At 64.9% G+C, this 10,330-nt stretch carries 10 protein-coding genes and 3 tRNA genes; 5 read left to right on the forward strand and 8 right to left on the reverse strand.

All coding sequences use genetic code 11. The annotated features are described in order from the left end of the window. The first annotated feature begins 19 nt into the window (after window positions 1-19). The 3 genes from VK792_RS07340 (at window position 20) to rpsI (ending at window position 2,635) form a co-directional block, all read left to right on the forward strand. Window positions 20-1,423 carry a uracil-xanthine permease family protein gene (locus VK792_RS07340; RefSeq protein WP_326296773.1) on the forward strand — a complete coding sequence of 468 codons (1,404 nt, stop codon included), beginning with the start codon at window positions 20-22 and terminating at the stop codon, window positions 1,421-1,423. A gap of 265 nt (window positions 1,424-1,688) precedes the next feature. Then, complete coding sequence (gene rplM / locus VK792_RS07345) at window positions 1,689-2,147, forward strand: 50S ribosomal protein L13 (protein WP_326296774.1); 459 nt, start codon at window positions 1,689-1,691, stop codon at window positions 2,145-2,147. A 2-nt stretch (window positions 2,148-2,149) separates the two neighbouring features. Further along, window positions 2,150-2,635, forward strand: coding sequence for a 30S ribosomal protein S9 (gene rpsI / locus VK792_RS07350; protein ID WP_326296776.1), 486 nt, complete (start codon window positions 2,150-2,152; stop codon window positions 2,633-2,635). An 85-nt stretch (window positions 2,636-2,720) separates the two neighbouring features. Here rpsI and VK792_RS07355 read toward each other — a convergent pair whose 3' ends face one another. From VK792_RS07355 to VK792_RS07370, 4 genes are read right to left on the reverse strand one after another with little or no spacing between them, the layout of a single operon-like run. Beyond that, the gene (locus tag VK792_RS07355) at window positions 2,721-3,731 is read right to left on the reverse strand and encodes an Ldh family oxidoreductase (protein ID WP_326296777.1); all 1,011 of its coding nucleotides are present in this window, start codon (window positions 3,729-3,731) and stop codon (window positions 2,721-2,723) included. A gap of 14 nt (window positions 3,732-3,745) precedes the next feature. Then, window positions 3,746-4,309, reverse strand: coding sequence for a DUF3726 domain-containing protein (locus VK792_RS07360; RefSeq protein WP_326296779.1), 564 nt, complete (start codon window positions 4,307-4,309; stop codon window positions 3,746-3,748). Next, the gene (locus VK792_RS07365) at window positions 4,306-5,973 is read right to left on the reverse strand and encodes a hypothetical protein (RefSeq protein ID WP_326296780.1); all 1,668 of its coding nucleotides are present in this window, start codon (window positions 5,971-5,973) and stop codon (window positions 4,306-4,308) included. The genes VK792_RS07360 and VK792_RS07365 overlap by 4 nt, the downstream gene beginning before the upstream one ends. Beyond that, on the reverse strand, window positions 5,966-6,961 hold the full coding sequence (locus tag VK792_RS07370; protein WP_326296781.1) for a membrane dipeptidase: 996 nt from the start codon (window positions 6,959-6,961) through the stop codon (window positions 5,966-5,968). Before VK792_RS07370 ends, VK792_RS07365 begins: the two co-directional genes overlap by 8 nt. A gap of 125 nt (window positions 6,962-7,086) precedes the next feature. On the opposite strand from VK792_RS07370, the gene VK792_RS07375 reads away from it, so the two are divergent. After that, window positions 7,087-7,968 carry a LysR family transcriptional regulator gene (locus VK792_RS07375; protein WP_326296782.1) on the forward strand — a complete coding sequence of 294 codons (882 nt, stop codon included), beginning with the start codon at window positions 7,087-7,089 and terminating at the stop codon, window positions 7,966-7,968. A 469-nt stretch (window positions 7,969-8,437) separates the two neighbouring features. Here VK792_RS07375 and VK792_RS19515 read toward each other — a convergent pair whose 3' ends face one another. The 4 genes from VK792_RS19515 to VK792_RS07395 form a co-directional block, all read right to left on the reverse strand. Next, on the reverse strand, window positions 8,438-8,824 hold the full coding sequence (locus VK792_RS19515; RefSeq protein ID WP_353962938.1) for a DUF6538 domain-containing protein: 387 nt from the start codon (window positions 8,822-8,824) through the stop codon (window positions 8,438-8,440). 97 nt (window positions 8,825-8,921) lie between these two features. Beyond that, window positions 8,922-8,997 (reverse strand) — tRNA-Val (locus VK792_RS07385). A gap of 33 nt (window positions 8,998-9,030) precedes the next feature. Continuing rightward, window positions 9,031-9,105, reverse strand: a tRNA-Gly gene (locus tag VK792_RS07390). A 19-nt stretch (window positions 9,106-9,124) separates the two neighbouring features. Then, window positions 9,125-9,199, reverse strand: a tRNA-Gly gene (locus VK792_RS07395). A 139-nt stretch (window positions 9,200-9,338) separates the two neighbouring features. On the opposite strand from VK792_RS07395, the gene VK792_RS07400 reads away from it, so the two are divergent. Beyond that, window positions 9,339-10,259, forward strand: a complete 921-nt coding sequence (locus tag VK792_RS07400; protein WP_326296784.1) for a 2-dehydropantoate 2-reductase — start codon at window positions 9,339-9,341, stop codon at window positions 10,257-10,259. The last annotated feature ends 71 nt before the right edge of the window (window positions 10,260-10,330 follow it).

Consider the following 10,330-nt stretch of genomic DNA (forward strand, 5'->3'; position numbering starts at 1 on the left):
ATCAGGGAGGGAGACATTCATGGCCGATGCATCCATTGGAACGCCAGAGCAACTGCGCGATCCGAACTATACCCCGCCGCTTGTCAAAGCGGTTCCGTTGGGCATCCAGCATGTTCTGGCGATGTTCGTGTCGAACGTCACGCCCGCGATCATCGTTTGCGGTGCCGCGGGCTTTGGCTTTGGGTCGAACAGCCCGGATTTCCCGGAAATGATCTACATGATCCAGATGTCGATGTTCTTTGCGGGCATCGCGACGCTGTTCCAGTCGGTAGGCTTTGGCCCCGTGGGCGCGCGCCTGCCGATCGTGCAGGGCACCAGTTTCGCCTTTATCCCGATCATGATCCCTCTGGTCGTGGGCAAGGGCGTCGACGCCATGGCCGCACTGATGGGCGGCGTGATGATCGGCGGCCTGTTCCACGCGCTGCTGGGCACCGTGATTGGCAAGATCCGCTTTGCCCTGCCGCCGCTGGTCACTGGCCTTGTGGTCACGATGATCGGTCTGGCGCTGGTCAAGGTGGGCATTCAGTATGCCGCAGGGGGGGTGCCCGCGATCGGGACTCCGGAATACGGCAGCCTGCAGAACTGGATGGTCGCGGGCAGCGTGATCGTGGTGACGCTGGCGCTGAAATTCTACGCCCGCGGCATGTTGTCGGTCTCGGCGATCCTGGTTGGCCTGCTGGTCGGCTATATCCTGGCCTGGGCGCTGGGCATGGTGAACTTTGGCAACGTTGGCCGCGCAGCGGTAGTGGCGCTGCCCAGCCCGTTCCACTTCGGCTTTGAATTCTCGATGGCCGCGGTCGTGGGCTTCTGCCTGATGGCCTTTGTGTCGGCGGTGGAAACCGTGGGCGACGTGTCGGGCATCACCAAGGGCGGCGCAGGCCGCGAGGCGACCGACAAGGAAATCCAGGGCGCGACCTTTGCCGATGGTCTTGGCACCGCGATTGCAGGTGTGTTCGGCGCATTGCCCAACACGTCGTTCAGCCAGAACGTCGGTCTGATCGCGATGACCGGCGTCATGAGCCGCACGGTTGTCACCATCGGTGCGCTGTTCTTGATCCTGGCCGGGCTGGTTCCCAAGGTTGGCGCCATTATCTCGACCGTCCCGATCGAGGTTCTGGGCGGCGGTGTGATCGTCATGTTCGGCATGGTCGTGGCCGCCGGTATCTCGATGCTGTCGGATGTGACATGGAACCGTCGCAACATGGTGATCTTTGCCATCGCGCTGTCGCTTGGCCTTGGTCTTCAACTGGAGCCGGGCGCGTTGCAGCACCTGCCGACGTCGGTCAAGGTCCTGGCCACGTCGGGCATTCTGCCGGCGGCGCTGATCGCGATCGTGCTGAACCTGATCTTGCCGGCCGAACTGTCGGACGAGTCGACCGAGGAAATGTCGGGCACGTTCGCCGGGCATGATGAGAAAGCCTGACGGCCATTTGCCTGCTGGCCCGAGACAAGACCTGCAACGCCCCCAATGGGGGCGTTGTCCGTTTGCGAAAGAGTCGGGTATGGGGGGCAAAAAGGCGGGGAAGTTTTGGGGTAAATAGATACCGTAATTTTAAGCGATTGTTTTGGTTGTATTAATTCGGAAAAACCCCGCTTGACTGGTCGCGCGCGATCTATATAACCCGCCCATCATGACGTCCCGTGGCCCTGCCGCGGGATACTTACTTCTGAACCAGGGTAGCCCCACGATGAAAACTTTTTCTGCGACTCCGGCAGACATCGACAAGAAGTGGATCCTGATCGACGCCGAGGGCGTTGTTCTGGGCCGTCTTGCCTCGATCATTGCCATGCGTCTGCGCGGCAAGCACAAGCCGTCCTTCACCCCGCACATGGACATGGGTGACAATGTCATCGTCATCAACGCTGACAAGATCCAGATGACCGGCAACAAGCGCCAAGAGAACTTCTATTGGCACACCGGTCACCCAGGCGGCATCAAGTCCCGCACCAAGCAGCAGATCCTGGAAGGTGCGCACCCCGAGCGCGTGATCACCCAGGCCGTCAAGCGCATGTTGCCGGGCAACCGCCTGTCGCGCCAGCAGATGACCAACCTGCGCGTCTATGCAGGCGCAGAGCATCCGCACGAAGCCCAGCAGCCCGAAGTGCTGGACGTCAAGTCGATGAACAAGAAAAACACGCGGGTATAATCATGGCTGAGCAAATCAACTCCCTCGAAGAGCTGGGGACCGCAGCCGGCGTCGAAAGCGTCGTCGAAATCGAAGCACCCCGCGAACCCGTTCGTGATGAACTGGGTCGGTCTTATGCCACCGGCAAGCGGAAGGACGCGGTTGCCCGTGTCTGGATCAAGCCGGGTTCGGGCAAGGTCACCGTCAACGGCAAGGAAATGGACAAGTACTTTGCCCGTCCGGTGCTGCAGATGATCCTGCGCCAGCCGTTCCAGGTGGCCGGTGTCGAAGGCGAATTCGACGTCATGGCAACCGTCAAGGGCGGTGGCCTGTCCGGTCAGGCCGGTGCAGTCAAGCACGGCATCTCCAAGGCCCTGCAACTGTACGATCCCGCCCTGCGTGGCGCGCTGAAGGCCGCTGGCTTCCTGACCCGCGACAGCCGCGTCGTTGAACGGAAGAAGTTCGGCAAGCGCAAAGCCCGCCGCAGCTTCCAGTTCTCGAAGCGCTGATCCTTCGGATTTACCAATCTGGGAAAGGGCTGCCCTCGGGCAGCCCTTTTTGCTGTGCGGCGCGGTGCTGTTGCGGCAAAGGCGTTCAGCCCAGGATCGCCTCGATCCGCGCCAGCGTCGCGACATTCACCGCCACGCCGTTCCGCGCGGCCGCCTGCCGTTTCGCCTTGCGCCCGTCGCCGGGCAGGTGGGCACCGTCCTGCGCATGAATCGCGGCGGCCAGCGCGGCGATGCGATCGGCGAAATCGCCGCCTGCGGTCGCGCCGGGGTCGATCGCGATGAAAAACTGCCCGGTTTTCGGCGGCCCACCCTTGGTGCCGGAAAAGGGCGACGCTTCAAGGCCCAGTGTCGCGCCGGTCATGGCGGCGGCCATCATCTCTGTCAGCAGGGCGACGCCGACACCCTTGTACCCGCCCGACGGTGCCATCGACCCTTTCAGGCCGATCTCTGGGTCGGTGGTCGGGGTGCCGTCCGCATCCAGCGCCCAGCCCAACGGGATCGGCCGGCATTCGCGGGCGTGTTTCATGACCTCGGACTTGGCAATGGTGCTCGCGGACTGGTCGATCAGCACCGCCGGTTCGCCATCGGCACCCGGGGCCGCGATCGAAAACGGGTTGGTGCCCACCACCGGTTTTGCCCCACCAGACGGCGCGATGGAGGCGGGCGCATTGGTAAAGCCAATGCCCAACAGACCGGCCTGGGCAAGCCGATAGGTGTGATAGCCCAACACCCCGCAGTTATAGCTGTTGCGGATCGCCAGCGCCGCGATACCCTGTTGCCGAGCCAGCGGGATCAACCGTTCGAACCCGGCATCAATCGCGGGATGGGCAAAGCCCGTGGCGGCATCGACGGTCACCACGCCGGGGCGGGGCTGGTCCACCACGGGGTGCGCCGCGCCATCGACCTTGCCGCACTGGACGTGTTCGCAATAGATCGGGATATAAGCCAGCCCGTGGCTGGCGACCCCGTCGGCCTCGGTCGCGGCGGTGGCTTTGGCCAGCGGGCGGGCGTTTTCAACGCGCGTTCCGGCCTCCATCAGGGCGCGCAGCGACAGGTCTTCGATCTCGGCCAGGGTCAGGGTCTTCGTTTCGATCATGTCATCCTCGGGGGTCAGTCATTGTCGGAAAGGCCCGCCCCGGCCCCGCGCAGGCGGCTTTCGTCGGTCGCCGGGGCATAGGTCAGGGCGGCCAGGCGGGTCAGTGTGGCCCAGGCCTCTGGTGTGGGGCTGGCGCGGCCGAGTCGGGGAACAGGCGTGGACAGCGCGCCGCCAAGCGTCACGCGCACGCAGGCCGCGTGGTCGGGCAGCGGGCCGGAAAGTTGCAGCCGGTCACCGTCCGTCACCGCCAGAGCGCTGTCCAGATCGACCGAAACGCCCGCGCGCAGCTGCCGGGCCGCCATGGCGGCAAAGGGCAGCACCAGCGCCGGGCACGGCACATCCATCAGCGTGGCCGGTTCATCGTGCAGCCGGACCGCCCGGTCCGCCATCGCCACGCCGCGCGTCAGCGCGGTGCCGTCACGGGTCAGCGCCTGCGCCAGCACCGACACCCCGTCAAGGCCTTGGGCGCACAGCCAGCGCGCGGCCTTTCCGGCCTCTTCCGCCATGCCCCAACTGTACCCCGCCCCGCGGGCGGCGCGTTTGGCCTGGGCGTCGATTTCGTTCAGGGACAGCGTCATGGCGCGGCCTCTGGATAGACCCAGAGATCGGCGTTGGCCGGCGTCAGTTCATCCGGATAGGGGGCATTGCCGTACATGCTGATCCGCACCCAGCGGTCAGAGCGCGGGTCAAAATGCGTGGCCCCGAAGAAAGACAGCTTGGCACGCAGCATGTCGATGGGCAGCACATCGGCACCGATGGTGTTGTCTCGGATCTCGCCATAGGGCGCGCGGGCGGAAATCTGGGCGCGGCGGATGGTATGGCGGTGCTGTGGATGCGCCGAAAGGACATCGGCGATGGGGGTGTCCGGGGCCAGCCCGTCCAGCGTGGCGAAACAGGCCGCCGCATCCCGCGCTGGCGCCAGTGGTTGTTCGTAGGCGCTGATCGGTTCCTCGTATCGCTCGCCCAGGCGCGGCTCCTGCTTTTCCGCCGAGACATACCAGGCGCGGGCGTTGGCCTGCCGCCGGGACCAGTCCAGCTCAAGCGCCCAGCCAAAGCTGTCGCGCAGCAGGTCTTGCACGGTGCCAACGGTCATCGACCCGTCGATCTGGAACGCCTCTGGCGCGCTGTCCGCCATGCAACACCCCAATCCGTCGACCAGATCGGGGTAAGGTTCCAGTACCAGCGACACCAGCAGTTCCTGTCCCTCTTCGGACAGGGCGGTTTCCGACCAGCGGATCAGCGCATCCCACGGCGTTGGGCCAGACAGGTCATCCGCCGCCAAACGGGTGTCCAGCGCGCGCAGGTCGGTCCGCAGCGCCGCAAGCTTTCGCTGCTGTATCGGGTGGTCAGACCGCCAGCGGGCGACAAGCCCCGTCGCGCGGGCATAAATCGTACGGAAAACGTCGCGTTCCTGTACCGACGCGCGGGGCAGGGCGCGGACACGGGCCAGCGCCTCTTCCCGGGTCAGGATCCAGTTGTTGAACAGCACAGGGTGATTGATGAGGAACGGCGCCATGCCCAGCCCGGTGGAATTGCCGATCCCCAGCTTGCGGGCCAGATCGGGGGCCAGTGTCGCGGCCCGGCCGACGCCTTGCTGCCGCGCCATGTGGTTGACCAGGTCCCGCACGAACCAGCGGGTCAGATAGACCGACAGCATCTCTGCCTGGAACGGGGCCTGCATTTCCGGACGGTCGGCGATCTGTTCGCGGTCCGCGGCCCCGAACTTGCCCGAGCCATAGACCGCCGTGGTCCGCATCAGGTAGCCGACGGCGTCAATTTCTGCTGCGTCGGGCTGTTGCCCGGCGGCCAGCCTGTCCACCACATGCGCCCACAGCCGGACCGACCGGTTCGCACGCGACAGCGACAGTTCCCGGTCGCTGATCCGGCCTGCCTCTTGCAGTGGCACGTTGCGGGCAAGCCGGTCCAGATCTTCCTGCGTCGGCACCCCGTCGAACAGGGCAAAGGTCGCGTCCCACGCGTCGGCAATCACCCGGTCGGAACGTTTTTCCGGCGGCAGGTCATGGGCGAAGGCGACCAGTGAATAGCTGCGCTCGGGCCCGGTGGCGCAGTAAACCGCGTGGCCCACGCCGTTTGCGTCCACGTCGAACGCCTGGCGGTGAAAGGTCCAGCCCTCGGTCGCCATCCGCCGCGTCAATTGCCGCATGAAGCTGAGCCGGCATTGATGCAGCGCGCCCAGCCGCGACAGGCGCATGACCTGATCCGGGGGGCGGCGCTCAGCCATGGCTGGCCGCCTTCGGTGTGAAATTCGCGGCAAAGAAGCGATACCAGTTTCCGCCCATGATCGCGCCTACCTCGTCCCTGTTCATGCCGGTCTTGCGCAAGCCATTGGCGATATTTCCGAAATCCCGGTTGTCTCGGAACCATCCGGGCATCGGCGGAAACCCCGGCGCGCTGGCGGACCCTTCGCCATAGTCGATGTCTTTCGACCAGCGCCCGACGCGCATCCATTCGACAACCGAGTCCGGCTGATCCTGGCACAGGTCGGTCCCGATCCCAAGATGCGCGATGCCATAGCGATCCGCGGTGCGTGCGATCATTTCGCAAAAACTGTCCAGTGTGCAGGCGGACTTGTCCCTCATGTGGTGGGGATAGACCGAAAACCCCAGCATCCCGCCATTTTCGGTCACGGCGCGGATCACGGCGTCGCGCTTGTTGCGCAGAGCGGGGTGCCAGTCGTGCGGGTTGGCATGGGTAACGGTGATCGGACGTTCGGATATTTCGGCCGCCTCGATGGTGGACCGGTCGGCGGAATGGCTCATGTCCACCACCAGCCCGACGCGGTTCATTTCCTTGATGACCTGCCGGCCCATGCGGGTGATGCCGGGGTCTTCGGCCTCGTAGCAGCCGGTGGCCAGCAGCGATTGGTTGTTGTAGCTCAGTTGCATGAACCGTGCGCCCAGCGTGTGCAGGATTTCGACAAGACCGATGTCGTCTTCGATCGGGGACGGGTTCTGAAATCCGAAAAACACCGCCGTGCGCCCGGTGTTGCGCGCCACGTCGATATCGGACGCCCATTGCCCCTTCATGATCAGGTCCGGGTAAAGGTCGAACCAGCGGTTCCACTTTTCAAAGTTCAGAACCGTTTCGCGAAACGTTTCGTGATACGCGATCGTGACATGGACCGCGTCCACCCCGCCCGCGCGCAGCTGGCGAAAGATCTTTTCCGACCAGTTGGCATATTGCAGCCCGTCGATCAGGTACCCGGTCATCGTGCCCCCGCAAAAGCGTCAGGATGTGGACGGCCCCGTCTGCACGGGGCCTGCGCGATGGTGGACAGGGAAAGCCGCATCAGTCAAACTCGAACTTCTGAAGGAAGTTTCAGAAAGTGTGAAATTTGGCGATCAAGATCGAAATGCTGCGGACGTTCTGCGCCGTGGCCCGTGCGGGCAACCTGTCGGATGCGGCGCAACACCTGGGCCGAACGCAATCGGCGCTGTCGATGACGTTGAAACAGCTTGAGGCGCATCTTGGCGGTGCGCTGTTCGAAAACGAGCGCAAGAACCGGCTGACCCCGCTGGGGACGCAAGTGCTGGCCATGGGGCTGGGCCAGCTGCGCCAGTTTGACAGCACGGTTCAGGCGATCGAGGCGCTGGCCCGCGCACCGCAAGGCGTGTTGCGGATTGCCGCCGTGCCGTCCGTCGCGGCGCAGACCTTTCCGCGCCTGGTGCGACACTTGGCCGACGCATTCCCGGGGCTGAAGATCGAACTGCGCGACAGCGACACGCCACAGGTGATCGAGGCGCTGGTGCAGGGCTGGGCGGATATCGGCATCGCTTCGGCGTTGCAACCGTTGAAGGGGGCCGAGGCCGCACTGCTGTTCCGCGACCGGTACGGGCTGGTGATGGCGCAGGATCATCCGCTGGCACAGCAGCAGGACGATCCCGGCATTGACGCGGTGTTTGCCGTGCCTTTCCTGGGCAACGCGCTGTGCGCTCGGATCGAAACGCCGCGCTTCCGGGATCGGATGGCGCAGGCCGATGTCACGGTGCACAACACCCAGTCCCTGTTGGCGATGGTTCGGCACGGGGGCTGGGTGACGGTGTTGCCGCAATCGGTCCTGCGAGCCGCCCCCGAGGGCGTGGTGTTCCGCCCCGTCGACGGGCTGGCCGAGCAGCGCGAAGTCTATCTGTACCTGCGCGAACAGCCGGTGTCGCCCGGCATCGCGTCAGAGGCCCGTTCCTTCATCGTGGGGCTGTTCCCGGCGCTGGGCGGGTGACGGCACGCTTGCGCGACCGCGGGGCAGAAGGCAGGATCCGAAGCATGAGATGGGGTGATTTCCTGCCGATTGTCTTGCCCGCCCCGCGCCAAGGGCCGCGGCCGTCGTGACTACATTTCTGGTCCGGGCGTCGGCTCCGGTGGTGGCGCGGCTGCTCGTGCTGTTGCGGCAAACGCCGGACCTGACGCCGGATCTGTCGCGCCCGGCGGAAACCCTGGCGGCCCTTGACGGGGCGATCGACCGGGATGACCTGCCGTCGGACCTGCGCCGACCTGCACACGCTCATGGCGCAAGTGGCCGGGCGACCGGCGGACGATCCACGGGCCTGACCCTCGCACGGACGGACCCTGTTCCCCGTCCTGGGTGCCGTCACGCGCACCGCCCGGGCACACTACAACCCGTGCTCGCCTTGACAGCCCCCCCGGCTTTGCCGCGCTGAGGGACGCTGGCGATGAAGCGGGGGCGAGGATCAGAACCAAACGCCTGCCGTGCGGGTTTGCCAGGGTGGGGCCCACGGGGCAGGGGGAAGGAACCGGCCTGGGCGCCCGACTGCTGATGCTGAAGCCGATCCAGGGCGCCGATTCCAAACTGCCGGTCGGCACCGATACCTGCCCTGCTGCCGACAGGAAACAGGAGCGGTCAGGATGGGGGCACTGGCTGAGCCGATGGCGGGGCGGAAATGGCGGCGAACCACGGCGCTCTCGTCCTTGAAGCGGGCCACCAAGGGCACGGCCCCGGCATTGGCAATCGCCTTGTCCGACGTCTGGCGGGGCTGGTTGAACGCGCGCTTGCCGAAAACGTGCTGAACATCGACAGGAATGGCCACTTTGACCGACCAAGTCTGGCCAGGTTTCACGAGGTGGTTCGCGATGGTTGATGACCCGATTTTACCCGGCGTTATACCCAAAGCTGAGGGGTAACAGCATGAAATTCAAGGGTTTCAATGGGATAGATGGTGGGTGATGAGAGACTCGAACTCCCGACATCTTCGGTGTAAACGAAGCGCTCTACCAACTGAGCTAATCACCCGGACCGGTGTACATTTCCGGTAAATCTGAGTTCTGGAGCGGGCGAGGCGATTCGAACGCCCGACCCTAACCTTGGCAAGGTTATGCTCTACCCCTGAGCTACGCCCGCGCTACAGAACTTGTCAAACTGGAGCGGGCGAGGCGATTCGAACGCCCGACCCTAACCTTGGCAAGGTTATGCTCTACCCCTGAGCTACGCCCGCACTCCGTTTGGTGTTGGGGATGTATCGTCGCGCATCGTGCTCTGCAAGAGGAAATTTGCGCTTTTTGCGCGGTTTTTTCAGGCTTGGACCAGACCGCCGGGACCCTGTTAGACTGTGCTGACATCAACGGAGGGCAGGGATGAAATTCGCGGTCATGGGGGCGGGCGCCCTGGGGGGATATTTTGGCGCGCGGCTGGCGGCTGCCGGGCACAGTGTCGGGTTTATCGCACGCGGGACACATCTTGCGGCCCTGCGGGACACCGGCCTGCGCATCGTCAGCCCGTTGGGCGATCTGCACCTTGACCGGGTCACGGCCAGCGATGCGCCGGCCGATATCGGGCCGGTGGACGTTGTGCTGCTCGCGGTCAAGAACGGCGATGTGGCCGACGCGGCAAAGGCCATCGCGCCGATGCTGCGCGACGACACGATGGTGGTGACAGTGCAAAACGGGATCACCGCGCCAGAAATCCTGGCCGAGACCGTCGGCCAGCACCATGTGCTGCCCGGCGTGGCCCGGATCCCCGGCGAAATCTCTGAACCCGGGGTGATGATGCACAACTCGGACAACAACGCGCTGAATTTCGGCGAATGGTCGGGCGGGACGTCCGCGCGCGCCGAAGCGCTGTTGCAGGCGATGACGGTGCCGGGGATGACGCCGCAGCGGCTTGATGACATCTGGGCCGATCTCTGGACCAAGTTCATCATGCAAAGCGCGTTCAGTGGGGTCTCGGCGGCAGGCCGTCTGGACATCGGGCAGATCCGATCGACCCCCGCCACAACCGAGCTGTTCTGGTCCGCCATGCGCGAGGCCGAGGCCGTCGCCCGCGCCGAAGCGGCGCAGGTCCCCGACGACGTACTGGACCGGGTCTGGGGCTTCATGACCTCGATGCCGGCCACGGTCCGGGCGTCGATGCTGGACGATCTGCGCAAGGGCAAGCCGATCGAGGTCGATTTCCTGTCCGGCGAAATTGCCCGCCGGGGCAGGGCCCTGGGCATTCCGACGCCGGTGCAATCGACCCTGCACGGGTTGTTGCGCCCCTATGCCAAAGGGATGGCCTAGTGGATTGATCGCGACAAACGAGTCCGAATTGGGATTCCCATTTGGTGCTGGCCGTGCGAGTCATGCTGATG

Origin of the sequence: Mesobacterium hydrothermale, assembly GCF_035818635.1 — a bacterium.
Classification (GTDB): Bacteria; Pseudomonadota; Alphaproteobacteria; order Rhodobacterales; family Rhodobacteraceae; genus Mesobacterium_A; species Mesobacterium_A hydrothermale.